General features: G+C 64.3%; 25 protein-coding genes, 4 pseudogenes and 1 riboswitch. Of the genes and pseudogenes, 13 read left to right on the top strand and 16 right to left on the bottom strand.

Annotated features, from left to right (window positions below; all coding sequences use genetic code 11):
• Positions 1-107, bottom strand: a 107-nt coding sequence (locus tag BGI27_RS14005; RefSeq protein WP_141239830.1) for a transposase, incomplete at its 3' end; no start/stop codon positions are given.
• Positions 108-159: 52 nt separating this feature from the next.
• On the opposite strand from BGI27_RS14005, the pseudogene BGI27_RS14000 reads away from it, so the two are divergent.
• The 6 genes and pseudogenes from BGI27_RS14000 to BGI27_RS13980 all read left to right on the top strand — a co-directional run.
• Positions 160-588: pseudogene (locus BGI27_RS14000) on the top strand (molybdate ABC transporter permease subunit); the annotation flags it as partial.
• A pseudogene (locus BGI27_RS18195) lies at positions 585-983 on the top strand (ATP-binding cassette domain-containing protein); the annotation flags it as partial. The pseudogenes BGI27_RS14000 and BGI27_RS18195, both read left to right, overlap by 4 nt.
• A gap of 187 nt (positions 984-1,170) precedes the next feature.
• The gene (locus BGI27_RS18190) at positions 1,171-1,539 is read left to right on the top strand and encodes a TOBE domain-containing protein (protein WP_223871815.1); all 369 of its coding nucleotides are present in this window, start codon (positions 1,171-1,173) and stop codon (positions 1,537-1,539) included.
• 61 nt (positions 1,540-1,600) lie between these two features.
• Positions 1,601-1,728: riboswitch (yybP-ykoY riboswitch) on the top strand.
• Between the two features lie 59 nt (positions 1,729-1,787).
• Positions 1,788-2,354: a TMEM165/GDT1 family protein gene (locus BGI27_RS13990; protein WP_095525461.1), complete on the top strand. Its 567-nt coding sequence runs from the start codon at positions 1,788-1,790 to the stop codon at positions 2,352-2,354.
• A 137-nt stretch (positions 2,355-2,491) separates the two neighbouring features.
• Positions 2,492-3,754: an Hsp70 family protein gene (locus BGI27_RS13985; protein WP_095525460.1), complete on the top strand. Its 1,263-nt coding sequence runs from the start codon at positions 2,492-2,494 to the stop codon at positions 3,752-3,754.
• Positions 3,755-3,905: 151 nt separating this feature from the next.
• A complete protein-coding gene (locus tag BGI27_RS13980) occupies positions 3,906-5,321 on the top strand; it encodes a GGDEF domain-containing protein (RefSeq protein ID WP_095525459.1) in 1,416 nt (471 codons plus the stop codon).
• A gap of 84 nt (positions 5,322-5,405) precedes the next feature.
• Here the strand turns inward: BGI27_RS13980 and BGI27_RS13975 are convergent, their stop codons facing one another.
• From BGI27_RS13975 to BGI27_RS13965, 3 genes are all read right to left on the bottom strand, one after another.
• Positions 5,406-6,398: a DcaP family trimeric outer membrane transporter gene (locus tag BGI27_RS13975; protein WP_095525458.1), complete on the bottom strand. Its 993-nt coding sequence runs from the start codon at positions 6,396-6,398 to the stop codon at positions 5,406-5,408.
• Entirely contained in the window at positions 6,323-6,601 is a 279-nt protein-coding gene (locus BGI27_RS13970) for a hypothetical protein (RefSeq protein ID WP_095530064.1), read from the bottom strand. The genes BGI27_RS13975 and BGI27_RS13970 overlap by 76 nt, the downstream gene beginning before the upstream one ends.
• A gap of 319 nt (positions 6,602-6,920) precedes the next feature.
• The gene (locus tag BGI27_RS13965; protein WP_095525457.1) at positions 6,921-7,679 is read right to left on the bottom strand and encodes an SDR family NAD(P)-dependent oxidoreductase; all 759 of its coding nucleotides are present in this window, start codon (positions 7,677-7,679) and stop codon (positions 6,921-6,923) included.
• Between the two features lie 112 nt (positions 7,680-7,791).
• Here BGI27_RS13965 and BGI27_RS13960 point away from each other — a divergent pair, with 112 nt between their 5' ends.
• Together BGI27_RS13960 and BGI27_RS18555 are read left to right on the top strand one after the other, a co-directional pair.
• Complete coding sequence (locus BGI27_RS13960; protein ID WP_263406636.1) at positions 7,792-8,454, top strand: LysR family transcriptional regulator; 663 nt, start codon at positions 7,792-7,794, stop codon at positions 8,452-8,454.
• Positions 8,439-8,696 (top strand): LysR substrate-binding domain-containing protein, encoded by a 258-nt coding sequence (locus BGI27_RS18555; RefSeq protein ID WP_263406635.1) that lies wholly within the window; start codon positions 8,439-8,441, stop codon positions 8,694-8,696. Before BGI27_RS13960 ends, BGI27_RS18555 begins: the two co-directional genes overlap by 16 nt.
• Before the next feature lie 312 nt (positions 8,697-9,008).
• Here BGI27_RS18555 and BGI27_RS13955 read toward each other — a convergent pair whose 3' ends face one another.
• Positions 9,009-9,893 (bottom strand): EamA family transporter, encoded by an 885-nt coding sequence (locus BGI27_RS13955; protein WP_223871816.1) that lies wholly within the window; start codon positions 9,891-9,893, stop codon positions 9,009-9,011.
• A gap of 263 nt (positions 9,894-10,156) precedes the next feature.
• Between BGI27_RS13955 and BGI27_RS13950 the strand changes: the two genes are divergently transcribed.
• Entirely contained in the window at positions 10,157-10,765 is a 609-nt protein-coding gene (locus tag BGI27_RS13950) for a cytochrome b (protein ID WP_095525456.1), read from the top strand.
• Between the two features lie 64 nt (positions 10,766-10,829).
• Here BGI27_RS13950 and tyrS read toward each other — a convergent pair whose 3' ends face one another.
• On the bottom strand, positions 10,830-12,104 hold the full coding sequence (tyrS, locus tag BGI27_RS13945; protein WP_095525455.1) for a tyrosine--tRNA ligase: 1,275 nt from the start codon (positions 12,102-12,104) through the stop codon (positions 10,830-10,832).
• Positions 12,105-12,226: 122 nt separating this feature from the next.
• Here tyrS and BGI27_RS13940 point away from each other — a divergent pair, with 122 nt between their 5' ends.
• Positions 12,227-12,553 carry a hypothetical protein gene (locus BGI27_RS13940; protein ID WP_095525454.1) on the top strand — a complete coding sequence of 109 codons (327 nt, stop codon included), beginning with the start codon at positions 12,227-12,229 and terminating at the stop codon, positions 12,551-12,553.
• Between the two features lie 228 nt (positions 12,554-12,781).
• Here the strand turns inward: BGI27_RS13940 and gabT are convergent, their stop codons facing one another.
• From gabT to BGI27_RS13910, 6 genes and pseudogenes are all read right to left on the bottom strand, one after another.
• Positions 12,782-14,092 carry a 4-aminobutyrate--2-oxoglutarate transaminase gene (gabT, locus tag BGI27_RS13935; protein WP_095525453.1) on the bottom strand — a complete coding sequence of 437 codons (1,311 nt, stop codon included), beginning with the start codon at positions 14,090-14,092 and terminating at the stop codon, positions 12,782-12,784.
• 43 nt (positions 14,093-14,135) lie between these two features.
• Entirely contained in the window at positions 14,136-15,593 is a 1,458-nt protein-coding gene (gene gabD, locus BGI27_RS13930) for an NADP-dependent succinate-semialdehyde dehydrogenase (protein ID WP_095525452.1), read from the bottom strand.
• 138 nt (positions 15,594-15,731) lie between these two features.
• Entirely contained in the window at positions 15,732-16,556 is an 825-nt protein-coding gene (locus BGI27_RS13925; RefSeq protein WP_095525451.1) for an ABC transporter permease, read from the bottom strand.
• Positions 16,557-16,567: 11 nt separating this feature from the next.
• Positions 16,568-17,833 carry an ABC transporter permease gene (locus BGI27_RS13920; protein WP_095525450.1) on the bottom strand — a complete coding sequence of 422 codons (1,266 nt, stop codon included), beginning with the start codon at positions 17,831-17,833 and terminating at the stop codon, positions 16,568-16,570.
• 272 nt (positions 17,834-18,105) lie between these two features.
• Positions 18,106-19,002 (bottom strand): annotated as a pseudogene (locus BGI27_RS13915) (ABC transporter substrate-binding protein); the annotation flags it as partial.
• 46 nt (positions 19,003-19,048) lie between these two features.
• Entirely contained in the window at positions 19,049-20,155 is a 1,107-nt protein-coding gene (locus BGI27_RS13910; protein WP_095525449.1) for an ABC transporter ATP-binding protein, read from the bottom strand.
• A 169-nt stretch (positions 20,156-20,324) separates the two neighbouring features.
• Between BGI27_RS13910 and pdxR the strand changes: the two are divergent.
• Positions 20,325-21,825: pseudogene (pdxR, locus tag BGI27_RS13905) on the top strand (MocR-like pyridoxine biosynthesis transcription factor PdxR).
• A 20-nt stretch (positions 21,826-21,845) separates the two neighbouring features.
• On the opposite strand, the gene BGI27_RS13900 reads toward pdxR, so the two are convergent.
• Together BGI27_RS13900 and BGI27_RS13895 are read right to left on the bottom strand one after the other, a co-directional pair.
• Positions 21,846-22,730 (bottom strand): right-handed parallel beta-helix repeat-containing protein, encoded by an 885-nt coding sequence (locus BGI27_RS13900; RefSeq protein WP_141239769.1) that lies wholly within the window; start codon positions 22,728-22,730, stop codon positions 21,846-21,848.
• Positions 22,731-22,772: 42 nt separating this feature from the next.
• Positions 22,773-22,964 carry a hypothetical protein gene (locus tag BGI27_RS13895; protein WP_095530069.1) on the bottom strand — a complete coding sequence of 64 codons (192 nt, stop codon included), beginning with the start codon at positions 22,962-22,964 and terminating at the stop codon, positions 22,773-22,775.
• A gap of 202 nt (positions 22,965-23,166) precedes the next feature.
• Between BGI27_RS13895 and BGI27_RS13890 the strand changes: the two genes are divergently transcribed.
• Together BGI27_RS13890 and BGI27_RS13885 are read left to right on the top strand one after the other, a co-directional pair.
• The gene (locus BGI27_RS13890; RefSeq protein ID WP_095525447.1) at positions 23,167-23,577 is read left to right on the top strand and encodes a hypothetical protein; all 411 of its coding nucleotides are present in this window, start codon (positions 23,167-23,169) and stop codon (positions 23,575-23,577) included.
• Positions 23,578-23,778, top strand: a complete 201-nt coding sequence (locus BGI27_RS13885; protein ID WP_095525446.1) for a helix-turn-helix transcriptional regulator — start codon at positions 23,578-23,580, stop codon at positions 23,776-23,778. It abuts the gene before it with no gap.
• A 109-nt stretch (positions 23,779-23,887) separates the two neighbouring features.
• Here BGI27_RS13885 and BGI27_RS13880 read toward each other — a convergent pair whose 3' ends face one another.
• Positions 23,888-24,394, bottom strand: a complete 507-nt coding sequence (locus BGI27_RS13880) for a Rossmann-fold NAD(P)-binding domain-containing protein (protein WP_223871813.1) — start codon at positions 24,392-24,394, stop codon at positions 23,888-23,890.
• Between the two features lie 1,082 nt (positions 24,395-25,476).
• Positions 25,477-25,718 (bottom strand): hypothetical protein (locus tag BGI27_RS18180; protein ID WP_223871812.1); only part of this gene is annotated, 242 nt, incomplete at its 5' end.

Genomic DNA, 25,718 nt, shown 5'->3' with positions numbered 1-25,718 from the left:
ATGCTCACATCCAGTCGCCCGGCAACGTCCGCAACGCTATGTCCGCGATCGGTCACTTGCTTGACCGCTTCAATCTTGAACTCTTCCGTGTATCGCTTGCTACTCATAGACACCTCCACTTGGTTGCCAGCTTAAGGCTTCGAAGTGTCTAGTGAACCGGGGGCGATTCACTTCACCTTTCAGGGGCTGGTGATCGCCTCGGTGATCTACTCCACGCCCTTCGTCGTGCAGCCGATCCAGAATGCCATCGAAGCCATCGGCAAACGCCCGCTGGAAGTGGCCGCCACCCTGCGCGCACGTCCCTGGGACACCTTCTGGTCCGTGGTGATGCCGCTGGCACGCCCGGGCTTCCTCACCGCCTCGGTACTGGGCTTCGCCCATACCGTCGGCGAATTCGGCGTGGTGATGATGATCGGCGGCAACATTCCGGGACAGACCCGTGTGGTGTCCGTGCAGATCTTCGATCGCGTCGAGGCGCTTGAATACGCCCAGGCACACTGGCTGGCTGGCGGCATGGTGGTGTTCTCATTCGCCGTGCTGATCACGCTCTACACACTGAACCCGGATGCCCGGAGAAAAACCCCATGAGCAGCACCTCCCTCACCCTCCGTGTCAGGCATCAATTTCCGGCATTCACGCTCGACGTGGACCTCACTCTGCCCGGCCATGGCGTGACCGCGCTGTTCGGCCATTCAGGTTCTGGCAAGACCACGCTGCTGCGCTGCGTGGCCGGCCTGGAGCGCGCGGGCCAGGCCAACATCGCACTCAATGACGAATGCTGGCAAGACGAACGCGGCCGCTTCACACCTACCTGGCAACGTGCCATCGGCTATGTCTTCCAGGAAGCCAGCCTGTTCCCGCACATCGACGTGCGCCGCAATCTTGCCTTCGGCATAAAACGCGCACTGGGCGCGGTGCAGGAAGAGGAAATCGTCGCCATGGCCGAGCGCTTCGGCATCGCCCATCTGCTCACGCGCCGACCGGATAATCTCTCCGGGGGCGAACGTCAGCGCGTGGCCATCGCCCGTGCGCTGCTCACGCGCCGGATGAAGTCGCGCGCCTGGCCGACCATCTGGTCGTGCTCGAAGGCGGCCGCGCCCTTGCCGACGGCCCGCTGGCGGAAACGCTGGCCGGGTCGATCTACCCATCCGGCTCGGCGAGGATGCCGGTGTGGTACTCGATGCGCATGTCGGCGCACGCGACGACGAGTGGCAGCTGGCGCGCTTCGACTTCACCGGAGGGAGCCTGTGGGCACGCGATGCCGGGCTGGCCGTCGGCAGCCATGTCCGTGTGCGCGTGCTGGCACGCGACGTCAGCATCAGCCGCCACCCCAGCGAGGACAGCAGCATCCAGAACCTGCTGCCCGCGACGATCACCGCCATCGCCGAAGACGAGCATCCAAGCCTTGCGCTGGTGCAGGCACGGGTGGGTGACTCCCTGCTGCTCGCCCGCCTGACGCGCCGCGCCGCGGCCCAGCTGGCACTGGAGATCGGCGACACGATCTGGCTGCAGGTGAAGTCCGTGGCCTTACTGGAATGATCCTGTGGGGCATTGCCACACGAGATGTCACAGTGACATCTACCCAGAAAGACGTATAATTCGGCCCGTCATCGGGGAGTAGCCACCCTCTGCAAGAGGGCCCTGCGTCAACAGACTTAATCGCAAGATCATGGCGCGGGGAGCCAACACCGGGTTCGGCGAGACCTTTGACTGTCGCGGAGTCGATGCAGGTCGACGGGCGTGGCAGTCAATCGTCCGCATCCGTCGACCTGCCGACTCCTTCTTCCATGGAAGCACTTCTCGTCTCGACCGGTATCGTCGCCCTCGCAGAAATGGGCGACAAGACCCAACTCCTGGCACTTCTTCTCGCCGCTCGCCTCAAAAAACCCCTACCAATCTGCCTCGGCATCTTCACCGCCACGCTGGTCAATCACGCCTGTGCGGCCGCCGTCGGGCAATGGATCACCACCTATCTCGGCGGTGACGCCATGCGCTGGATCCTCGGCATTTCCTTCCTCGCCATGGGCGCCTGGATGCTGATCCCCGACAAGCTCGACGAAAACGAGAGCAACACGCCGGCGCGTTTCGGCGCCTACCTCACCACGGTGTTCGCCTTCTTCATCGTCGAGATGGGCGACAAGACGCAGATCGCCACGGTCGCCCTGGCTGCGCGCTACACCGAAATCGTCTGGGTCGTCGTCGGCACCACGCTGGGCATGATGCTGGCCAACGCCCCCGTGGTCTGGTTCGGCGACCGCCTCACCCGCCGCGTACCGATCCGCACCGTACACATCGTCTGCGCCCTGATCTTCGCGGTTCTGGGCATTGCGGCCCTGCTCACGTCGACCAGCTGATCCGGCCGCCGATCCGCCCGCGCCTCACATGCATCCGGCGCGGGCAGGTCCGACCTGCCAGAAGGCCCGTCATCCCCCGCACGGAACGGCATCCTCAGCTATCATGCCGCGCCCGCTTCACCCCTCTGTTGCATCCCATGTCTGCATCTCCCGCACGCGCCTGTGGCGTGGACTTCGGCACGTCCAACTCCACGGTCGGCTGGCTGCGCCCTGGCGTACGCCCTCTGCTGGCCCTGGAAGATGGCCGCCCCACCCTGCCCTCGGCAGTCTTCTTCAATGCCGACGAGGACAGCACCCACTTCGGCCGCGAGGCCATGGCACAGTACCTCGACGGTTACGAAGGCCGCCTGGTACGCTCGCTCAAGAGCCTGCTCGGCAGCAGCCTGATCGATGCACACACGGAGGTGGCGGGCCGCGCGCTGCCTTTCCGTGCCCTGCTCACCACCTTCATCGGCGAACTCAAGCTGCGGGCCGAAGCCGCCGCTGGCCGCTCGTTCGACTGCGCCGTGTTCGGCCGACCGGTGTTCTTCGTCGATGACGACGCGGAAGCGGACCGCAGGGCCGAGGACACGCTGGCCGAGATCGCCCGTGCCGTAGGGTTCCGTGAGCTAAGCTTCCAGTACGAACCACTGGGCGCGGCCTATCACTACGAACAGACACTGGCACGTGAGGAAGTCGTACTGATTGCCGACATCGGTGGCGGCACCACGGACTTCTCGCTGGTTCGCCTTGGCCCAGAGCGTGCCCGAAGCGAAGACCGGCAGGCGGACCTGCTCGCCAGTGGTGGCGTGCACATCGGAGGAACCGATTTCGACCGCGTGCTCAATCTAGCCTGTGCGATGCCTCACTTTGGCCTTGGCAGCCGTGGGCGCACAGGCGCGCCGCTGCCTTCCAGCCTGTATTTCCAGCTCGCCACCTGGCACACCATCCCGCTGGCCTATTCGCGCGCAGCCTGGAACGACTGCCAGCAGCTCTACCGCCTGGGAGGCGAACGCAGCCTGCTCGACCGGCTCAGCCGCCTCATCGAACGCCGCGCCGGCCATTGGCTGGCCCTGCAGGTGGAGCAGGCGAAGATCGCGCTGTCGGACACGGAGCGCACGCAACTGGCGCTGACCGAGTATTTCCCGGAACTCGATGCGTCTATCGGCCGCCCGGATTTCACCCAGGCCAGCGCCGAGCTGGTCGGCCGCGTGGTGACCACGCTCGCGACATTGCTGCAACAGGCCGGCCTGCACCACCAGCAGGTCGACACCCTGTTCTTCACCGGCGGTGGCAGCGGCGTACCGCAACTGCGCGAAGCCATCGCCGCCTTGCTACCGGCAGCCCGCGCCTGCGAAGGCGATCGCTTCGGCAGCATTGGCGCGGGGCTGGCCGTGGCCGCAGCAAGGCGCTACGGCTGATCTGCCCGTCAGGATATCCGGGCAGCATGGATAGCCCGGATAGCCTATTAGAGTAGACACAGGCAAAAATTCCTTGAGAAACAGGCCCCGTGTCCGGTAAGAATGTGTGCGGAACGCGAAGCCCGGCCTTCAACATCGTGGGGGAATAGTCATGAATCCTGGCGAATACTCGGAGGATCCGCCTCCTGCCGAAACCGGTGAAACAGAAACCTGCCAGGCCACGGAACGACAATGGCAAGAGGTCATCGCACAGATTTCCACCGAAGTCCGCATCAAGGTGGCTGATATCGTTCGCCAGCGGGCACCGGAACTCTCGACACGTTTCTACAAGGTCATGCTGGAGGATCCGGAAGCCACGATCTTCCTCAATCACGCCATCGTTGAGAACCGCCTCGGGCAGGCCCTGCTGCGCTGGCTGAACATGCTTTTCGGCACCAGCGACCCCTCACTTGTGTCTGCCTCCATCGCCCAGCAACGCCAGGTCGGCACCAGTCATGCCCGCATCAAGATTCCGATCAATCTTGTCTGTCGGGGCGCCCGCTATCTCAAGCACTGGCTCAGCGAGTACATCGCGGCCGACGCGAGCCTGGATCGCGACACACTCAAAAGCGCGCTGATCTATATCCACGCGCTTGTCGATCTCGCCTTCGAGACCATGAACTCGTCTTTCGTTTCCAACGCCGATCGCGACGCCAGAACGGACGAAGCCTACCGGCTTTTCTCGCTGAGTCAGGATCTCGCCATCGAACGCGAGCGCCAGCGCGCAGCACTGGTGGAATGGAATCACCTGATCATGAGTTCGGCCTTCCGCCGGCCGGGCAGCCGCATGCCCTTGATCGGGCACTCGGAATTCGGCCTGTGGCTGGTGCACAAGGCACAGTTCATGTTCGACCGCTCGCCCGAAATCCGCCAGATCCAGTCGATCACCGAACGCATCGACCTGCAGATCGTGCCGCAACTGGACGCCCATCTGGATGCCGAACAGATTTCGGCGCTGTTCACCCAGCTCGACAGCGACGTCTCCGAGATCAAATTCCTGCTGACCACCTTGTTCGACCGCTATCTGGAGGTCGAAAACGGGCGCGATGCACTGACCAAGCTGCTCAACCGCCGCTTCCTGCCTTCCGCACTGATGCGCGAAATCGAGCTTGCGAAGAAGACCAATCACAAGTTCACGGTGATGCTGATCGACATCGATCATTTCAAGCGGGTCAACGACAGCTACGGCCACGACACCGGCGACACGGTGCTGCAACAGATTGCCGCACTGATCATGAATTCAGTGCGATCCGGCGATTTCGTATTCCGTTATGGCGGAGAGGAAATTCTCGTCATCCTGGTCGATGTGGACAGCATGACCGCGCTGGCCGTCGCGGAAAAGATGCGCACCAGAATCGGGCAGACCAACATCCTGCTCAGCGGTGGTCGCAGCCTGAATGTCACCATCAGCATCGGATTGGCAGCCTACGATGGCCATCCAGACTACCGGCGCATCATCACGCGTGCGGATACCGCACTGTATGAAGCCAAGAACGCCGGGCGTAACCGCAGCGTGTTTGCCGACTGACCCCCGGAAGTACCTGCTACCCGCGCAATGAAAAAAGCCCCCGCAATGCGGGGGCTTCGTCTCTCGGACAGACTGTGCCGGGGCTCAGTTGCCGAAGGAGTAGGTCGCGGCCAGGTTCAGGCGCGGCTCGGTACCGCTGGAGCCGTCGATGGTACGGCGATGCGACAGCATGAATTCGCCGCCGAACTCGACGTCCTTCACCGGGTTCCACATCAGGCCGACGCTGCCCGAGCGGAGGAGCCGGTTGGTCGTGCCAGACACGTGATCAACGTAGTCGCTGCCCAGGGTGCGTTGCTGACCATAGGCCAGGGTGCCACGCAGCTTGCTGCTGAATTGCTGTTGCAGCGAAACCACGGCGCCCACTTCCTTGGGCAGATAGACCTTGCCGCCATCGACAGTCGCACCGACCGATTCATTGAAGAAGCGGCCCATGCCCTTGCCATAGGTGGGGCTGAGCAGCAGGGCAGTGGCCGGGGTGATCTTGTAGGAACCGCCCAGACCCACGCCGTAGCCACGCTTGGAGGCGCTAACGCTGTCACCCTTGACGGCATTCTCGGTGGTCAGGCCGCGCAGGGCGACATGGCCCCAGTTGAAAGCCTTGTCCCAACGGGCAACCAGATCCAGGCTGCGCGACAGGTTGTCATCCGCATCGGAACCGGTGGACTTGGTTTCCAGCGCGCCGATGAAATTGCCGAAGTCGGTACCATAGGTGTAGCGGATCTGCGGCTGACGCAGCGAGGTGTTCCCCGTCGGGCCGTTGAAGTCCACCGTGTCAGGCGAGGAGTCCAGATCCATGAAGGTCGACCAGGTCTGGCCCACCAGCAGGCCGCCGATCTGGCCATACGCGTGACGGATGCGGAAGCCGTTGTTGGTGTAGAAGTCACCTTCCACCTTGGCATTCAGCGCGCCCAGTTCGGTTGCAGACGTGGTTTCGAAACCGATGCGCGACACGCGGGTGTGCATGTAGGTTTCGCCCTTGCGACCAGCATCTTCGGAACCGGTCAGCGCGATGTTGGGCTGGTAAGCGGCCCAGTCACCACCATTGCCACAGTTGTTGCGACCACCGAAGTTGTGCACGGCATCCAGACGGGAAAACCATACACGCGGAACTTGGTGCCGGTTTCAGTTGCAGCAGGAGTGTCCTTGGCCTGTTTGATCTCGGCCACTTGCTTTTGCAGATCGATGATCTGCTTTTCCAGTTTTTCAACTGCGGGATCGGCGGCCATGACGGGGGAGACCAGGGCCGCGGCGATGCTTGCTGCAAGGATCTGTTTCTTCATTTTTGTCTCGCAATGAGAGAGCGTTAGCGGAATGATGGGTGCCGGCGCTGCATGATGGGGCAAGGAAGGCGAATTCCCGCGCTCCATCCGCAATGGCCGGCACCACCGCCCCCGGTAATCCGGGCTGGCGAAGGCGAATAAGCAAAGCGCGTGCCGACTTCAACAACGCCTTACCCGCGCCTCGGGGGCGGTACTTTACACAGGGCGCAGCGCTCCGGACAACCAAAATGGCGCGGAATACAAAAATCCGCGCCCCGAAAATGGGCATCCGGAGAAAGACAAACGCATGATCGATAACGGATCATGCGTCAGATCCTTGTCATAGATGAATGCCGCCGGCAACCTCGATGCGCTGCCCGTTGATCCAGCCGGCCTCGTCGGAAAGCAGCAGGCTCATCGCGTCACCGATGTCATCGGGCAAGCCAACGCGGCCAAGCGCAGTCCGGCCCGCAATGGTGGCGTTCAGCTCGGCGTTGTCGCGTACCCTGCCGCCCGAAAAATCGGTGGCAATCGCCCCCGGCGCGATCACATTGACGGCAATGCGCCTCGGCGCAAGCTCCAGGGCCATGTAGCGCGTCAGCACTTCGAGGCCGCCCTTCATCGTCGCGTAGGCGGCCGAGCCCGGATACGAAAAACGCGCCAGCCCAGACGAGACATTCAGGATGCGGCCACCATCCTCGATCAGCGGCAGCAGGGCCTGGCTGAGAAAGAACGGGGCCTTGAGGTGGATGCGCATCATTTCATCGAACTGTGCCTCGGTGGTTTCGGTGAATGCCATGTGCAGCCCCACGCCGGCATTGTTGAGCAGATAGTCGAAGCGCTCCCGCTGCCAGTGCGTACGCAGCGCCCCGGACACGGCATTGGCAAAAGCCGCAAAACTTGCGCTATCCGCCACATCCAGCGGCAGAGCGACAGCCCTGGCCCCCAGTTCTCCAGCTTCACGGACGACGGTCTGAGCCTCGTCCGCCTGGCTGCGCCAGGTGATGATGAGATCCACGCCGCGTGCGGCGAGCTTGAGCGCGGCATTGCGGCCAAGGCCACGGCTGCCGCCAGTGATGAGGGCGATCTTGCGGTTCATGCTGGACTCCTGGGTTTGTTTGAAAGGACGGAGCCAGTCTATTTATTACAAATAATCAAATAAACAACAACAAAACGAATAGACTATCCAGAAATAGCCAACAATCGCTCCCATGAATCTGACCGACATCATGCGTATCTTCGTCCGGGTCGCCGAGCTGGCCAGCTTCAGTGCTGCCGCCGAGCAGCTCGGGTTGCCCCGTGCGAGCGCGTCTGCGGCGATCTGCCAGCTGGAAGCGGAGCTGGGCACCCGCCTGCTGCATCGCACCACACGGCGCGTGGAGATGACGCAGGACGGCCGGGTGTTCCGGGAGCGCGCCGAAGATCTGCTGGCCGATCTCGACGAGCTGCAGGGCCTGTTCCGGGCAGAGGCCTCCACCTTGCGCGGGCGTCTGCGTGTGGACATGCCGCAAGCCGTCGCACGCGACGTGGTGCTGCCCGCCCTGCCCGGCTTCCTGGCCGGACATCCCGCGCTGGAACTCGAACTTTCCTCAGTGGATCGCCGCGTGGATCTGATCCGTGAAGGTTTCGACTGCGTGCTGCGTGTGGGGCGGCTGGCCGACTCCTCGCTGATTGCGCGGCCCTTGGGCGAATACCGGATGATCAATTGCGCCAGCCCGGATTACCTCGCAGCCTTCGGCACGCCGCACACGCCGGCAGATCTGGGCACGCACCGGCTGGTGCATTACGTTCCCAGCCTGGGGTCCGTCCTGCCGGTTTCGAATATCTGGACACGGACGGCGGGCAACGCATGCTGCCCATGCCCGGAGCACTGACGGTGAACACCACAGCGGCCTACGAAGGTGCAGCTCTCGCCGGCCTGGGCATCATCCAGGTGCCATGTGCCGGCATGCTGGCACATCTGCAGGCGGGGCGACTGGTCGAGATCCTGCCGGAATGGCGCGCCGCACCGATGCCGGTTTCGTTGCTGTATCCCAACCGCCGCCACCTGCCCCGGCGTGTGCAGGTCTTCATGCAGTGGCTCCCGGAGCTGATGGCGCCGCGCTTGCAAGCCTAAGAACCTGTTCATGATTTTCGTTTGTCATTCAACCCCCTCCCCAGCCGGAGGACCGGGTTTGCACACCCGATCTGCTTCAGAGACACAAGGCATTGCCTTGCGAATTCCCTCTTCCCGCCCCTTTATCAGGGGAGGGAGGTCGATTCGGCGCGATTTGGTGTGCTCCTCCCCTGGCAAGGGGGCGAAGCGGGGAATTCGACGAGTACTACTCGCCGCCCGCGCAGCCGCGAGCCCATGCAGGGGCGAGCGTGGACGGTCGGGGGGGGTTGAGTTGCAACTTTTTCATGACACAAGAAAGATCATGAACAGGCTCTACGGTTCGATGACTGCCGCCTGACGCTTGCCGGCCGTGGCTGCAGCCCCCACCGAAGCCAGGATGATCAGGCCGATGGCCAGCCACTGTACGGCGCTCAGGCGCTCTCCCAGGATCACCCAGCCCGCCAGCGCGGCGATGGCCGGTGCAGTACTCACCAGAATGCCGAAGACACGGCGCGGCAAACGCCTCATCACCTGCATCTCCACGAAATAGGGGATTGCACTGGAGAGTACGGCCACTGCCGTGCCGATGAGCAGGATGGAGGGCATCAGCAGCGTGACGCCGGAATGCGCCGCCCCCACCGGCGCCGTGAAGGCGGCAGCAGCGAACATGCCCCAGGCAACGGCCTGCCCGCCTTCCAGATGGGATACCCGTTTGCCGAAGACGATGTACATCGCCCAGCAGATAGCGGCGGCCAGGGCCCAGCCCACACCCACCGGATCCAGCCCGGCCCCCTGTGCGTGGATCGGCAGCAACAGGTAGAGCCCTGCGCTCACACAGCCCAGCCAGAGGAAATCACGCGGACGGCGGGAAGAGAAAAGCACCACGGCAAGCGGACCAGTCACCTCGATGGCCACGGCGATACCGATCGGAATGCGGGCGAAGGCGTGATAGATGAAAAGATTCATGCAGCCCATGCCCAGGCCGTAGATCAGCAGGTTCAACGCATCGTGGCGCTCCAGGGAAATACGCCAGGGCCGGAACCAGGCCAGCAGCAGGCAGGCCGAAATCCCCACGCGCAGTGCCGCGATGCCTTCGGCGCCCACCAGTGGAAAAATCTGCTTGGCGAAGGCCGCGCCGACATTCTGCGCAGCCAGGGCGCACATCACTGAAAACGCCGACAACGCACCGGCACGCGAAGAAGACAGCCCCTGTTGCACGCTCAATCCCCATTTCCCAGATTCATGACAGCCCCCGGACGGCGGCACCCGGCCAGCACTGCCCGCTGGCAAGCACACGCCGGATCACAGCAAAACCACAATGAAAACATGGCCATATCGCAATCACCAATGTGCACGAAACCCGATGAAGATCAAAAGCCGGACAGCGCCTCTGTCACAGACTCCGGAACGGCAGGCCCCCCCATCGACAGGCCTGCAGCAGTGACCATGCCCAACACACACGCCGGTCCAAGGAGAGCACCATGCAATTGAAGAACACCCGGGAACGCTTCGGCGCCATCGCCGGCATCTACCACTGGCTCATCGCGTCTGCCTTCATCCTCAGCTATCCGTTCGTCTACTACGTGGTACTCGTGCTGGAGCGCGATCGCACCAATCCGCTGTTCCTGCCCGTGCTCAACGTTCACTGGTTTCTCGGCATCCTCGTCGGCGTGCTGGTCATCCCCCGCCTGATCTGGCGCTGGGTCAGCGTCGAACCGGAGGCCGCCCCGGGCAGCCGCGTGGAGCACCTGCTGGCCAAGTTGGCGCACTGGGGCCTGTACGCACTGATGATCATCATGCCCGCCACCGGCTACCTGGGAACGGGCGGCTCGACTTCCGCGACCATCGATCTCTATCTCTTCAAGATCCCGCGCTTTCCCAACACCGAGCTGTTCCAGATCCTGCAGATCGACTGGGTGACCTTCGAGCCGATCATGGATGGCATCCACCACTTCTCCGGCAAATGGATCGCGCCGGTCGTGGTGCTGCTGCACATCGCGGCGGCCTTCTATCACCACTTCATACGCCGCGACACGGTGCTGGTGCGGATGCTGCCGGAGCGAGTCGGCGAATGGCTGTTGCGCAAGTGAATTGACCGAGCAACAAACCGGAGGACAGATAAGCGGTGCGCATGGCGCACCATGAGTCTGCCTCTCAAGCCCAGCGGATCATCGCGTAAAGCTTCTTGCCCCGGCGCAGCAGCGTGAATCGGCCGAACAGGCGCTCGGCTTCCGCGAAGGCATGATCCACGGCATCGACCTTGGCGCCGTTGATCGCCACGGAACCGCTCTGGATGAAGCTGCGCGCTTCGGTCTTGGATTTCGCCAGACCGGTGGCGACCAGCGCATCAACCAGGCTGCCAACTTCCTTGCCCAGTTCCACGCCCGGCACGCCATCCTGCGCGAGCTGCGCCAGATCGGCCTCGGTCAGCGCAGCCAGATCGCCGGAGAAGAGGCTCGCGCTGATGCGTTGCGCAGCCTCCAGCGCGGCCTTGCCGTGCACCAGTTCGGTGGCTTGCTCGGCGAGGATGCGTTGCGCCTGCGGGCGACCTTCCGCGGCCTTGTCGGCGGCCTCGATGGCCTCGATCTCTTCCACAGAGAGGAAGGTGAAGTAGCGCATGAACTTGTACACGTCGGCATCCGCCGTGTTCAGCCAGAACTGGTAGAAGGCGTAAGGCGAGGTCTTCTTCGGGTCCAGCCAGATGGCGCCGGACTCGGTCTTGCCGAACTTGGTGCCATCGGATTTCGTCACCAGCGGCAGCGTGAGGCCGTACACCTGTGCCTGATGCATGCGACGCGTGAGATTGGTGCCGGCTGTGATGTTGCCCCACTGATCCGAACCGCCGATCTGCAGCACGCAGCCATGGCGCTGGTACAGCTCGGCAAAGTCGTAGCCCTGCAGCAAAGCGTAGGAGAACTCGGTGTAGGAGATGCCGGCCTCGTCGCGGTTCAGCCGCTGCTGCACGGATTCGCGCTTGATCATGGCATTCACCGAGAAATGCTTGCCGATGTCGCGCAGGAATTCCAGCGCACCCATGCCGCCGAACCAGTCGTAGTTGTTGGCCATGATCGCGGCGTTCTCACCATCGAAGGCAAGGAAGGGCGAAACCTGGCCACGGATTTTCTCCACCCAGCCGGCGATCACTTCCGGCGTGTTCAGCTTGCGCTCGGTGGCCTTGAAGGAAGGGTCGCCGATCATGCCGGTGGCACCGCCCACCAGCGCGATGGGCTTGTGGCCGGCCTGCTGGAAGCGCTTCAGGACCAGCACCGGCACCAGATGCCCCAGATGCAGCGAATCGGCCGTCGGATCGAAGCCGCAATAAAGCGTGACCGATCCCTGCGCGAGCATTTCATCGAGCGCATCTGCATCGGTGGTCTGGGCAATCAGGCCACGGGCTTGCAGATCCTTGAGCAGGGGGGATTGGTACATCACGGCTTCTCCAAAAAGACGGGCCGCCTTTACGGCGGCGCGTAACAGACAGGGTCCGCTATTCTAGCGGACCCCGCCGGCACAGGCACCCGGCCATGCCATCCCCGTGAAGAAGGAACGAAATGCGCTCGATCCCCTGGCTGCGAAAAGCAGCCTTTTTCCTCTCCTGTGCATTGCTGCTGGCCGCCTGTGGGGACGAAGCACGTCGCATCGGTCAGGCCGAAGAGGCGGTCTCCGCCTTCCACCTCGCCCTGGCCGAAGCCGACTTCGCGGGCATCTGGCACGATGCCGCACCGGCCTTGCGCGCCCAGGAAACGGAGGCGGCCTTTCTGGCCCGCCTGCAACCGCGCGCCACGCTGGGCCGCCTGCTGGGCAGCGAACGCACGTCGGCCCAGGCCGAGGGCGAACGGATCACGCTGCGCTACCAGCGCTTTCATGCGCAAGGCTAGGTCAGCGAGGAATTCGTCATCCTCGTCGCGCCGGGCGCACCGCCGCGCCTGCTGGAGTACAGGCTTCTGCAGGCGGAGCGGTAAGCCCGCTGGCAGGCTCGCGCCCTTGAGCGGAATTGCGTTCATGCGCCGCCCCCCCGGCACGAACGCTCATGCCGCTCACTGGAGCGCCGCAGCGCTCAAGGTTCGGCGCGGCCCCCATTAAGGTGTACGACGGGCCGAGGGCTCTCAGCCCTCCGTCACCGTCGCCAGTGCCGCCTCGATGATGTCCAGCCCCTCGTCCAGCAGCGCGAAGGGAATGGTCAGCGGAATCATGATGCGCAGCACGTTGCCGTAGTTGCCGCAGTTGAGCAGCAGCAGGCCCCGTTTCGCGGCTTCGTTCTTCAGCGCGGTGGCGATGTCTCCGGCAGGGCTTTCCGGCTTGCCGCCGTGGCAGAACTCCACCGCCGTCATCGCGCCCAGACCACGCACGTCGGCAATGCAATCGAAACGCGCCTTCAGCGCCAAGAGGCGGGCACGCATGTGCTCGCCCAGTTTGGCGGCGCGGGCCACGAGGTTTTCCTCTTCGATCACGTCCAGCACCGCATTGGCCGTGGCCACCGCCACCGGATTGCCGGAATAGGTGCCACCCAGGCCGCCGGGCACCGGGGCATCCATGATCGCCGCCTTGCCGACCACGCCCGAGATCACCAGACCGCCGCCCAGGCCCTTGGCCGTGGTGAGGATGTCCGGCTCGACCTGATGGTGCTCGATGGCGAAGAACTTGCCGCAGCGTGCGATGCCGGATTGCACCTCGTCCACGATGAGCACGATGCCATGCTCGTCGCACAGCGCGCGCAGTCCCTGCATGAAGCGCGTGGAGGCGGGGATGTAGCCGCCCTCGCCCTGCACCGGCTCGACGATGATGGCGGCCACATCGCTCGCCTCGATATCCCATTTGAACAGTCGCTTGATCGCGGTGAAGGCCTCGTCCTCGGTGATGCCGTGCAGCGGGTCGGGGTATGGCACATGGTAGATGTCGCCCGCGAATGGCCCGAACTTGATCTTGTAGGGATCGACCTTGCCGGTCAGCGCCATGGTGAACATCGTGCGGCCGTGGAAGCCGCCGCCAAAGGCGATCACCCCTCGGCGGCCGGTATGGGCGCGGGCGATCTTCACCGCGTTCTCCACGGCCTCGGCGCCGGAATTCATCAGGAAGGATTTCTTCGGCGTGGGCCCGGGCATCAGCTTGTTCAGCCGTTCGCACAGCGCCACGTAACCTTCGTAGGCCACCACTTGGAAGCAGGTGTGGGTATAGGCCTCCAGCTGCGCCCTGGCGGCAGCCATGACTTTCGGATGGCGATGGCCTGTATTGAGCACGGCGATACCGGCGCAGAAATCGATCCAGCGGCGCCCTTCCACATCCCAGATCTCGGCGTTCTCGGCGCGCTGCGCGAAAACCGGATGGGCCTGGCCCACACCGCGCGGCAAGGCTGCGGCGCGGCGCGCCATCAGGCCGGCATTGCTGGCCCCGGATTTGAGATCGGTCACTGAGTTCATGTTCGTTTTCTCCAGAGGATGGAATCGGCAAGGATTGGCGGCTTCAGGCGATGCCGCCGAGGCAGACGTATTTGGTTTCGAGGTAGTCGTCGAGGCCGTGGCGCGAGCCCTCGCGGCCCAGGCCGGAAGCCTTGACGCCACCGAAGGGCGCGACTTCGGTGGAGATCAGGCCGGTGTTGGCGCCGACCATGCCGTACTCCAGCCCCCCGGCGACACGGAAGACGCGCGCCACGTCGCGGGCATAGAAGTAGGAAGCGAGGCCGAACTCGGTGTCGTTGGCCATGCGAATGGCCTCCTCCTCGGAGTGGAAGCGGAACAGCGGTGCCACCGGGCCGAAGATTTCCTCGCGCGCCACGCGCATCGCGGGCGTCACGTCCGCCAGGATGGTCGGCTCGAAGAAGCTGCCGCCCAGCGCGTGCAGCTTGCCGCCGCAGACCACGCGGGCGCCCTTGGCGAGCGCGTCCTCGACCAGCTCTTCCACCTTGGCGAGCGCGCCGGCATCGATCAGCGGCCCCTGGGTGACGCCGGGCTCGGCGCCGTTGCCGACCTTGAGCTGCGCCACGGCGGCGGCGAGCTTCGCGGTGAAGGCGTCATAGACGCCGTCCTGCACCAGCAGGCGGTTGGCGCAGACGCAGGTCTGGCCGGCGTTGCGGTATTTGGAGGCCATCGCGCCCTCCACGGCGGCATCCAGATCGGCGTCATCGAAGACGATGAAAGGCGCATTGCCGCCCAGCTCCATCGACAGCTTTTTCACCGTGGGCGCGCACTGCGCGATCAACTGCGCGCCGATCTCGGTGGAGCCGGTGAAGGAGAGCTTGCGCACGACGGGGTTGGCGCACAACTCGCTGCCAATGGCGACGGCCGAGCCGGTGATCACGTTGAACACGCCGGCCGGGATGCCCGCGCGCACAGCCAGCTCGGCCAGTGCCAGCGCCGAGAAAGGCGTCTGCGAGGCCGGCTTGAGCACCATGGTGCAACCGGCGGCCAGCGCCGCGCCGGCCTTGCGCGTGATCATCGCTGCCGGGAAATTCCACGGCGTGATCGCCGCACAGACGCCCACCGGCTCGCGGGTGACGAGGATGCGCTTGTCCGCCGCGTGCGGCGGGATGATCTCGCCATAGGCGCGGCGGCCTTCCTCGGCGAACCATTCGAGATAGCCAGCGGCATACGCGATCTCGCCGCGCGCCTCTGCCAGCGGCTTGCCCTGCTCGCTGGTCATGATCAGCCCGAGGTCATCCTGATGCGCCATCAGCAGCTCGAACCAGCGGCGCAGCAGGCGGCCACGCTCGGCGGCAGTCTTCGCGCGCCAGGCCGGCAGGGCGGCGTTGGCGGCCTCGATGGCGCGGCGGGTTTCGTCGCCCCCCATCTTCGGCACCTGCCCGATCCGCTCGCCCGTAGCCGGGTTGCGTACCGCCAGCGTCGCGCCGGCATCGGCGCCACACCAGGCACCATCGATGAAGCATTGCTCACGCAGCAATGCGGGATCCTTGAGGTTCAGCATCGGGACATCCTTGTTCGGAAGATTCGGGTCGGAGCCGGTCGTGGGGCAACGGAGGCCGGGCGCCGGCCTGCACGAAGCCCTTGCACCGGCGGCGCAATACGGCAAACACACAATGGGGAAAACGGCGGCAGGGCCGACTCAGGAAGGGCTGTCGCGCAGGCGCTCGCCACGGCGGCGCAGCCATTCGAGCGTAACCAGCATCAGCGTGGAAAGAATCGTCATGATGGTGGCCACCGCGGCGATGGCCGGGCTGATGTTCTCGCGGATGCCGGCGAACATCTGGCGCGGCAGCGTGCTCTGCTCGGGCCCGGCGAGGAACAGGGTGACGACCACTTCGTCGAACGAGATGCCGAAGGCGAAGAGGCCGCCTGAGATCACGCCCGGCGCCACCAGCGGCAGGGTGATGCGGAAGGAGGCGGTGAGCGGGTTCGCCCCCAGGCTGGCCGCCGCGCGCACCAGGTTGAAATCGAAGCCCTGCAGCGTGGCGGTGACCGTGGTGATCACGAAGGGCACGCCCAGCGCGGCGTGCACCATGATCAGGCCGAGATAGCTGCCCGCCAGCCCGATCGGCGCAAAGACGAGGTAGGTGGCCACCCCGACGATCACCACCGGCACCACCATCGGCGAGATGAGGATGGCCGTCAGCAGCGCCTTGCCCGGGAAATCGGCGCGGGCCAGCCCCACGGCGGCCGGCGTGCCGAGCAGCACCGCAAGCAGGGTGGCGCAAGGCGAGACGATGCAGCTGTTGAGGAAGGCCTGGCGCCAGGTCGGCGAGGCGAAGATCTCCTCGTACCACTGCAGCGAGAAGCCGGACATCGGGTAGAGCAAGAAGGAATCCGCGTTGAACGACAGCGGCGCGATCACCAGCACCGGCAGCATCAGGAACAGCAGCACCAGCCCGCACAGGATGCGCAGGCCGTAGTACCAGGCGCGTTCGAGCGGAGAGGCGTAGGAGGCGAGCATGTCTTTCTCCTTCAGCGGGCGCGGGCGGCCGCATCCTGATTGCCGATCAGGCGCGCATACACCATGTAGAGCAGCAGGGTGGCGATGAAGAGGATGGTCGAGAGTGCCGCGGCCATGCCCCAGTTGATCGTCTGGTTGGTGTAGAAGGCCACGAAGTAGCTGGCCATCTGCTCCGAGGGGCTCCCCAGCAGGGCCGGCGTGATGTAGTAGCCCATGCACAGGATGAACACCAGCAGGCAGCCGGCGCCCACACCGGGCAGCGACTGCGGGAAGTACACCTTCCAGAAGCTGCGGAAGGGCGGGCAGCCCAGCGACAATGCCGCACGCATGTAGAGCGGCGAGATGCCCTTCATCACGCTGTAGAGCGGCAGGATCATGAAGGGCAGCAGGATGTGCACCATCGCGATATAGACGCCGGTGCTGTTGAACACCAGCTGCAGCGGCTGATCGATCAGCCCGAGGCCGCGCAGCGCCTGATTCACCAGGCCCTCGCTCTGCAGCAGCACGATCCAGGCCGCCACGCGGACGAGGATGGAAGTCCAGAACGGCAGCAACACGAAGATCATCATCACGTTGGCGGTGCGCACCGGCAGCGTGGCCATCAGGTAGGCCAGCGGAAAGCCCAGCATCAGGCAGCACAGCGTGACGACCAGCGCCATGCCGAAGGTGCGCTTGAAGACATCGATGTAGATGGCCTGCTCCTCATCGGTCTTCACCACGCGACCCTGCTCGTCGTAGGTGCGGTCCAGCGCGGCGAGCAGGTGGCGGGCCGTCCAGGGCGAAGCGTTGCGGGCCAGGAAATGCCAGGTCGCCACCTCGCCCCAGCGCTCGTCGACCTCGACCAGCGCATGACGCGCGCCGACGCCTTCAGCCAGCGGCACGGCGCGTGCCGTCTTCATCATCAGGGTGCGGAAACCTAGCTGCTCCATGTTGAGCCGGCGCGCGGCTGCGGCCAGCGGCGGTGTGCCGCTCACCGCGGCCAGATCGCGGGCCAGGGCATTGAAGGTGGTTTCGTCCGGCAGGGTCTGGCCATCCCAGCCGCGCAGCAGCGCGCTGGTTTGGGGCAGCGCGGCGATGACTTCGGGATTGTCCACGCTGCGCAGCAGCAGCGCGGCGATGGGCCACAGGAAGCTCAACAGCAGGAACAGCGCGAGCGGCAGGATCAGGGCAGCATATTTCAGCTTCCTGATGCGCTCGGCACGAGCCAGCTGCTGTTTCAGCGAAGGCGCCTGCGACCCGGCGGCAACGGCAGGCAGCGTGGCGGTCAGTTCGGACATGCTTCCATCCTCTGGCGGCATTGATGTCTTTCGGAGGCCGGGGCGGCGGCGCTAGGGTCTGTTTGCCAATCATCCGGCGAGTGATTGTCAACAGACCCTGGACCCCGGCATGGCGCGGCTTACTTCGCGGCCCAGGCGTTGAAGCGCTGTTCCAGATCCTCGCTGTGCTCCACCCAGAACTGGGTATTGCTGGCGAATGCGCCCTTCATGTTCTGCGGCGCGGTGGGCAGGTCCGTAGCGATGGCCTTGTCGACCAGCGCCGTGCCCTTCAGGTTGGTCGGGCCGTAGGGAATCTCGCCGGCGAAGACCTTCTGGTTTTCCGGCAGGCTGGCGAAGGCGATGAACTTGTAGGCTTCCGTCTTGTTCGGTGCGCCGGTCGGGATGGCCCAGAAATCGAAGTCATAGATGTTGTTGGTTTAGCTGATGGCGAGCTTCTTGCCCTCCTTCTGCGCAGTGGCGATGCGGCCGTTGTAGGCGCTGCTCATCACCACGTCGCCCGCGGCCAGCAGTTGCGGCGGCTGCGCGCCGGCTTCCCACCACTGGATATGGGGCTTGAGCTGATCCAGCTTGCGGAAGGCGCGATCCACCCCGGCCTTGCTGCCCAGCACCTTGTAGATTTCCTCGGGCTTCACGCCATCGGCCAGCAGCGCGAATTCGAGCGTGAACTTCGCCCCCTTGCGCAGACCGCGCTTGCCGGGAAACTTCTTCACGTCCCAGAAATCGGCCCAGGAAGTGGGCGCGACCGCGAGCTTCTCGGCGTTGTAGGCCAGCACGGTGGACCACACGAAGATGCCGATGCCGCACTCGGTGACGGCTGCCGGCACGAAATCCGCCTTGGCGCCGATCCTGGCGAAATCCAGCTTCTCGTAGAGCCCTTCCTCGCAGCCACGGGCCAGCTCGGGCGACTCGACCTCGACGACATCCCAGGTGACGTTCTTCGCCTCGACCATGGCTTTCACGCGGGCCTGCTCGCCGGTGTATTCACCGGCCACGATCTTGATTCCGGAGGCCTTGGTGAAGGGCTCGTAGAAGGCCTTGGCCTGCGCCTTCTGGTTGGTCCCCCCGAAGAAGATGACGGTCGGCGCAGCCGCCTGGGCGGCGCCGGCGAGACAGAACAACGTGGCACAGAGCAGGCTCAGCGGGCGCACGGAAGGGGCGGAACGGATCATGGGCTTCTCCAGACGGGACGAGGGGGAATCAGGGAAATTCAGGGAGTCATGCGGAAGGCGCCAGGGCGCGGATCTGCTGCGGATTGATGCCGACGTGGATGGCGTCGCCTGTATCGAAACGGTGTTTGTGCTGCGCGGCCGGCGCCTTGACGATGATCTGCTTGCGCCCGGCCAGCTCCACCTGCACGCGCAGGTGGTCACCCAGATAGGTGATCTCGCGCACGTAGCCGCCGAGACGGTTGGCGCAGCCGAGCGACTGGACATTGAGCTGGATGCTCTCCGGGCGGACCGACAGCACGGTGCGCGCACCAGTCGCGACCGGATTGCCGATCGAGGCCTGCACGCGCAGCCCGCCATCCAGCTTCACGGTGCAGCGATCGCCCTCGACCGACTCCACCGCGCCTTCCAGCGCGTTGTTCTCGCCGATGAAGTTGGCCACGAAATTGTTGGCCGGCAGTTCGTAGAGCGTGGCCGGATCGTCGATCTGCTGGATCACGCCCTGATCGAACACGGCGATGCGGTCCGACATCGTCAGCGCCTCGCTCTGGTCATGCGTCACGAACACCACGGTGACACCCAGCGCCTGCTGCAGATGCTTGATCTCCAGCTGCATGTGCTCGCGCAACTGCTTGTCCAGCGCGCCGAGCGGCTCGTCCATCAGCACCAGCTCCGGGTCGAACACCAGCGCGCGGGCCAGCGCGATGCGCTGCTGCTGCCCGCCGGAGAGCTGCTGCGGATAACGCTCGCCGAGCCCGCCCAGCTGCACCATGTCCAGCGCCCGCGTCACCTTCCTGTCGATCTCGGCGGCCGGCAGCTTGCGGATCGCCAGCGGAAAGCGCAGGTTCTCGCGCACCGTCATGTGCGGGAACAACGCATAGTTCTGGAACACCATGCCGATGTTGCGACGATGCGGCGGCAGCCGGTTGATGACCTGGCCGTTGAGCCGGATCTCGCCGGCGGTAGGCGTCTCGAAACCCGCCAGCATCATCAGGCAGGTGGTCTTGCCCGAGCCGGAGGGCCCCAGCAGCGTGAGGAATTCGCCGCGCCGGATGGCAAGGTTCAGGTCGCTCACGATCAGGTGCTCGCCATCGTAGGTCTTGCGCACGCCGCTGAAGGTCACGTGGGCTTCGCCAGCAGGATCGGTTCGGTTCATCACAGGCCATTTCTCCGCTTGATACGCCCGGGCGGCTGGAGCCATCGGCCTCTCGCCACCACGGGAACTACGCATGGAATGCATCCTAGGGTAATAATTGGCTCCATCCGGAACCACTTTCAGGCAGAAAGAAGAATCCACTTTCAGATCCCCGCCCTGCCCCCGCCCGATGGACAAGGAACTCATCTGCGAACTCGTTCGCAACCGTCTGGACCAGCAAGCAACGAGCCAGCTGCTGCACAACCAGCTCTACCTCGTCCTGCGGCAAGCCATCCTGGACAAGCAATTGCGGGGCGGCGACCAGCTGCCCTCCACCCGCCAGCTGTGCAAGGAACTGCAGCTGGGGCGCAACACCGTGGTGCGCGCCTACGAGCAACTGCTGGTGGAAGGCTATCTGGAGGGGCCGCCCGGGCTCGGGCTCCTACGTCTCGGAAGCGCTCAACGGGCGCGAGACCTTCAGCGTGCAGAAACGCCTGATCGGCACGCGGCGCGAAGGCCTGTCACGGCGCGGCAACCAGATCGCCAGCCACGCGGCCAGCAGCACCATCCAGCGCGGCGCCTTCATCCCCGGCGTGCCGGATACCGACCAGTTCCCCTTCGCGACCTGGAAGCGCCTGATCAACAAGCACATGAGCCGGGACATGGGCCGCCTGCTCGATTACGCCGGCAGCGGCTACGGCCCGCTCAAATCGGCCATTGCCGAATACCTGGGCGTCTCGCGGCTGATGAGCTGCCAGCCCCGGCAGATCGTGATCCTCAATGGCTCGCATCAGGCGCTGGATCTGTGCGCACGCATGCTCTGCGACGTCGGCGACCGCGCCTGGATCGAGGAGCCGGGCTACTGGGGCGCGCGCAACGTGCTGCAGGCGGCCGGGCTCGCCACGGTGCCCATCCCCGTCGACGAGGCGGGCATGGCGCCGCGCGCCGAAGACTGGAACCACCCGCCGCGCCTGATCTACGTCTCGCCCTCCAGCCAGTACCCGACCGGCACGGTGCTGTCGCTGGAGCGGCGCCTGGCGCTGCTCGAAGGCGCCGACGACGCGGGCGCCTGGATCATCGAGGACGACTACGACAACGAGCAGCGCTATGACAACCGCACCGTGGCCTCGCTGTTCGGCCTGGCGCGCAAGCAGCGCGTGATCTACCTCGGCACCTTCAGCAAGGTGATGTTCCCGGGCCTGCGGCTGTCCTACATGGTGTTGCCGGAAGACTTGATCAACGCCTTCCAGATCGGCAATTCCGAGCTGTATCGCGGCGGCCGCCTGATCGAGCAGGCCGCACTGGCGGAGTTCATCGCCGAGGGGCATTTCAGCGCCCATATCAAGCGCATGCGGCAGGTATACCGCGAGCGGCGCGACGTGCTGATCGAGGAGATGACACGCCATCTGGGCGATGCCGTCAGCGTATCCGGCGGCCACGCCGGCCTGCAGCTGCTGTACCACTTCAACCGGCCGATCGATGACACCATGGTGGCTTCCGGCGCTCTGACGCGCGGCCTCGTGGTGCGCCCGCTGTCGATGTACTACCAGGACGCATCGACCCGGCGCAACGGCATGAACCTCGGCTACGGCGGCGTTCCCGTGGAGCGCATCCGCGCGGCCGTGCCATTGCTTGCACAAGTGATCGAGGAATTGTCACGCACGGCCGCGGCACGCCCCGCCGGCGGCTGACCGGCATTGGCAGCGATACGTCAGTCCTGCGGCCCCGGCTGCGGATCGACGCCATCGTCCGCCTGATTGTCGCGCAGCAGGGTGCCCACGACGGGGCGATGCAACACGCGGGCCCGGATCGGCGTGCCGACCGAGATGGCACCTTCGCCATGCTCGAAACGGTTGCCGATCACGCTGTTGGCGTCGTCCTCCACCACGATGCCACGCCCGCGCAGGCGCTCGAAGCGGTTGCGCGCCACCACGTTGTCGCGCGCCTCGTCCTCCACGTAGCGCCCTTCGTGGTACGCCGGCCTGCCGCACTGCATGCGGCTCACATCCTGGCTCTGGCGCGAAGCGATCCAGACCCCGACCTTCTCGTCGATGAAGCGGTTGCCGAGGATCTGGTTGCGGTTCGCGCCCTCTTCGCGCGGCACCGAGCGCGGATTGGTCGCGGCGAACTCCCAGCAGTTGCGGTACAGCTCGATGGCCGAACGGCCGTTGTCCTCGAACGCCGTGTCGATCACGCGATTGTCACTCGACGCATCGATCGAAAGCCCCGGCTTGCCAAAGGCGCTGCCATGGCCGTTGCGGCAGACCTCCGAATGGATCAGCAGGTGACCGCGCGAATCGTGATCCCAGTACAGGCCCCAGCCCGGATTGTCGATCACGCTCACCCGCGCCATCGTCACACGCTGCACGTAGTCGTCGATGACGATGCCCATCACCGCGTTCTGCTCCACGCGCAGGTTCTCCAGCAGGATGTCCTGCGGTGCGCGGCGCCAGCGCTCCTCGCGCTCGGGATAGCGCGCGAGCTTCCTGTCGTTCGCCAGCCCCCAGTGGATCAGCACCCCGTGGCGAGCAAAGCGGCGGAAGCTGCAGTTGCGCACCGTGACGCCCGCAAGCGGCTCGCCGCGCGAATCGATCACCAGCCCGCGCAGCACCTTGCCCTCCCCGTCGAAGACGGCCCCCTAGCAGTCCAGCGTCAGCGGCCGCGTGATCGTCACCCCCTGGTGGTAGGTGCAACCGGCCTCCAGGCGCGTGTCTTCAACCAATTCCGCCGGCAAGGGCGCACACGCCGGCGCGGCAAGGGCAGGCAGCCCCACGCCGAGCAGCAGCGCAACGATCAGCCCTTCCATGACAACACGACTGCGCTCCGGCATGTCTGATCCCTCCAAACAGGCGCCGATGTTATCCCCGCGCCCGCCATATCTGCGGGAGATCGCGCGCCTGGCGCTTCAGGCGGCATGGTGGCCGCTGCCGGAGTACAAACGCGTCGGGCAAAATAGTAATGTTTACTTTACATATTGACAGCAATACATGACAAACATAAAGTCATGTTCACCTTACACAGAAAACCCCGTCATGCATCCCGAGATCACCGCCCTCCGCCGCTCCCCGCCGGAGCGAACCTATATCGTCCGCACCTTGTGCTTCATGGCGATCTACATCCTGATCAACGCCGCCGCGATCGTGGGGCTTTTCGATGACATCCTCGGCCAGCCGGCGGGATGGGCCGTTGCTGTCGCGGTGACAGCACCTGTGGTCGGCCAGATATGGGCGACGCTGCGGCTCATGGCGCAGAGCGATGAATATGTGCGCGTGATCGTCGCCAAGTGTTTTGTGCTGGCCGCAGGCGGCACGCTGGCGCTCTGGACTGCCTGGGGCTTCGGAGAGACCTATGCGGCGGCAACACACATTCCCGGCTGGCTGATCTATCCCTGCTTCTGGGCGATCTACGCGCTGGTTTCACCCTTCGTCCGCACGAGTCATTGAATGAAAAACCGATTGCGCGTGCTGCGTGCCGAGGCCGGATGGACCCAGGCGGATCTGGCGGAAAAACTGGGCGTTTCCCGGCAAGCCGTCAATGCCATCGAAACCGAGAAGCACGACCCGTCCCTGGAGCTGGCGTTCCGTATCAGCGCACTTTTCGAGCTGCCCGTGGAAGACATCTTCAGGAACCCTCATCGAGGCTAGCCCGCATCGGGGCACCCGCCACATCCGTATCAGTCTCGGGATGCCGGCGCCGGCCGGGTAGCGCCTCCACTGTGCCCGTGGCGGCCATCCCCCTGGCGAACCGCACTCGTCAGCGCGGGCCTGCCGCCCTGGCAAGTTCATCTGATGCCATCACCACCACGCCCCGTGTCAGAGGCACGGTGCTGATTAATGCCTGTGCGACCGCACGCGCATGCACCGGCCGGTAGGTGCCGGGCAGGAGGGGTGCCAGCAGCCTGGCAATCGGAATCGCGATCTTCTCGCCGATGCGCGGTGGCTGTTGCAAACCCTCCCGGCTATCCAGCAGCAGGGAAGGCCGGGCAATGACCAGCGTCTCCAGCGTCATCGCCTTGAGCGCATCCTCCAGCTCGCCTTTGACGCGGTTGTAGAACATGGAAGATTTAGCATCGGCCCCCGCCGCGCTGACCAGCCCCACACGCCGGACACCCGCGGCAAATGCAGCCCTGACCACGGCCAGATTGGCGTACAGATCGACGGCCCGAAATGCCGCCTGACTACCCGCCACCTTGATCGTGGTGCCGAGTGCCAGATACACCTCGTCAGCCGGGGGCAACACGGGCAAACGGCTGAAATCCACGATGTGAACCTAGAGTTTCGGATGGTGGACGCCCAATGGCCAGCGGCTCAGCGCATGCACCACCGAAACGGCCTCATCGGCAAGCAGGGCCTGAAGCATCAAGCCTCCTACCAGCCCCGTCGCCCCCGCAAGCAAAACCCTCCGCTGATCAACAGACATGGACACGGCGTTTCTCCTCAAACTTCAGACGCATGGCATGGCGGACACTGTTAGTACGTTTGCCCTGCCCAGCCCTGGAAAGTGCGATAAGCCCCTCGAAACCGCGCAGATTACTGATAAGGGAGAGAGCATGGCGGATTTCAAACGTCAGTTTTGCCAAACCGCATTGATATACCGTCTGGACACAGCGACGCAATCCGCGCGCATGCAATCACACATCACGATCCCGCTGATCACTGCCCTGGCTTGGTGATGCACACAAGCGTGCCGGTTATCGCAGACAGCTGCTGCTGACCAAGCCTGTCGTTCGTCATCCCATGAACCTCAACGACCACAAGCAGCCGCCTGACACATCGTCTAAACCACGGCAAATCGGCCTTTTCTGCTGTTAATGCCAACAGGCTAGAATGGCCGCTGCCGGCCAGCAGTGGGCGCTCAGTCTCGTAGCCACAAAGCGGTCGTTCAGCCCCTTTAGCCCGGATTCTGGAGAGTGAGGTTTTTGTCGATTCTGTTAATGCTGTTCATATTTACAGCGGAATCATGGAAAGTCACTCTGGGAGACCATCTTCGCTGGTCGGTCGTGCCATGTTAGGGAGCGCGTGCCGATGTTATGCGGCAAAACTGATCCCTATAACAAGTTGGGCGTCATGAAACTACTCTCTCTCAAGCATCCTCCTAAGGTTCAATCCGTTTGGCGGGCCGTGCTGGTCGGAATGGTGGCACACCCGCTGTTCGCGGTTCTTTTTAGCGTCGTGTATTGGGCTCTCCGTCCTTTCGTGTGGGCTGCCATCTATTCAGAACCTTATCGCTCCCTGCCCGGGCCGTATCTGCCCGAAAGCGGTGAGTGGCTCTTTGTTCAAGGGTTCGGGTTCTGCGCATCGGTAGTCGCTGGAGCACTTGCCGCGCACTGGTCACCACGTAAATCAAAGCTGCCCATCGCTCTTCTTGTGGCGCTTTCTATCGGGACGTTGTTCTTTACGCAATTTCCTTTGAATGCGTCGGCGCTCCGTAACGTCCTCTATGCGTTGCAAACGCCGGTAGGTCTTGTGCTCGGCGCAGTCTTCCTTTGGCGTTGGCAGTCTGCGAATGACGCCCAACCCTGCGGTCACCCTGAATCGCCCCGGGTTTCCTAGACAGCCCCGAGCTTCATGAAATACTGTTTTTC

Origin of the sequence: Candidatus Dactylopiibacterium carminicum (genome assembly GCF_014736495.1) — a bacterium.
Taxonomy (GTDB): domain Bacteria; phylum Pseudomonadota; class Gammaproteobacteria; order Burkholderiales; family Rhodocyclaceae; genus Uliginosibacterium; species Uliginosibacterium carminicum.
The sequence above is the reverse complement of the archived record's forward strand: the minus strand, read 5'-3'. Positions and strand labels throughout refer to the sequence as shown.

What these genes read in the sequence shown, in the direction of transcription:
- BGI27_RS13990 (WP_095525461.1), top strand. Translation starts at nt 1,788, where the DNA reads ATGGAAGCACTTCTCGTCTCGACCGGTATCGTCGCCCTCGCAGAAATG.
- BGI27_RS13985 (WP_095525460.1), top strand. Translation starts at nt 2,492, where the DNA reads ATGTCTGCATCTCCCGCACGCGCCTGTGGCGTGGACTTCGGCACGTCC.
- BGI27_RS13980 (WP_095525459.1), top strand. Translation starts at nt 3,906, where the DNA reads ATGAATCCTGGCGAATACTCGGAGGATCCGCCTCCTGCCGAAACCGGT.
- BGI27_RS13970 (WP_095530064.1), bottom strand. Translation starts at nt 6,601, where the DNA reads ATGAAGAAACAGATCCTTGCAGCAAGCATCGCCGCGGCCCTGGTCTCC.
- BGI27_RS13965 (WP_095525457.1), bottom strand. Translation starts at nt 7,679, where the DNA reads ATGAACCGCAAGATCGCCCTCATCACTGGCGGCAGCCGTGGCCTTGGC.
- BGI27_RS13960 (WP_263406636.1), top strand. Translation starts at nt 7,792, where the DNA reads ATGAATCTGACCGACATCATGCGTATCTTCGTCCGGGTCGCCGAGCTG.
- BGI27_RS18555 (WP_263406635.1), top strand. Translation starts at nt 8,439, where the DNA reads ATGCCCGGAGCACTGACGGTGAACACCACAGCGGCCTACGAAGGTGCA.
- BGI27_RS13950 (WP_095525456.1), top strand. Translation starts at nt 10,157, where the DNA reads ATGCAATTGAAGAACACCCGGGAACGCTTCGGCGCCATCGCCGGCATC.
- tyrS (WP_095525455.1), bottom strand. Translation starts at nt 12,104, where the DNA reads ATGTACCAATCCCCCCTGCTCAAGGATCTGCAAGCCCGTGGCCTGATT.
- BGI27_RS13940 (WP_095525454.1), top strand. Translation starts at nt 12,227, where the DNA reads ATGCGCTCGATCCCCTGGCTGCGAAAAGCAGCCTTTTTCCTCTCCTGT.
- gabT (WP_095525453.1), bottom strand. Translation starts at nt 14,092, where the DNA reads ATGAACTCAGTGACCGATCTCAAATCCGGGGCCAGCAATGCCGGCCTG.
- gabD (WP_095525452.1), bottom strand. Translation starts at nt 15,593, where the DNA reads ATGCTGAACCTCAAGGATCCCGCATTGCTGCGTGAGCAATGCTTCATC.
- BGI27_RS13925 (WP_095525451.1), bottom strand. Translation starts at nt 16,556, where the DNA reads ATGCTCGCCTCCTACGCCTCTCCGCTCGAACGCGCCTGGTACTACGGC.
- BGI27_RS13920 (WP_095525450.1), bottom strand. Translation starts at nt 17,833, where the DNA reads ATGTCCGAACTGACCGCCACGCTGCCTGCCGTTGCCGCCGGGTCGCAG.
- BGI27_RS13910 (WP_095525449.1), bottom strand. Translation starts at nt 20,155, where the DNA reads ATGAACCGAACCGATCCTGCTGGCGAAGCCCACGTGACCTTCAGCGGC.
- BGI27_RS13895 (WP_095530069.1), bottom strand. Translation starts at nt 22,964, where the DNA reads ATGCCGGAGCGCAGTCGTGTTGTCATGGAAGGGCTGATCGTTGCGCTG.
- BGI27_RS13890 (WP_095525447.1), top strand. Translation starts at nt 23,167, where the DNA reads ATGCATCCCGAGATCACCGCCCTCCGCCGCTCCCCGCCGGAGCGAACC.
- BGI27_RS13885 (WP_095525446.1), top strand. Translation starts at nt 23,578, where the DNA reads ATGAAAAACCGATTGCGCGTGCTGCGTGCCGAGGCCGGATGGACCCAG.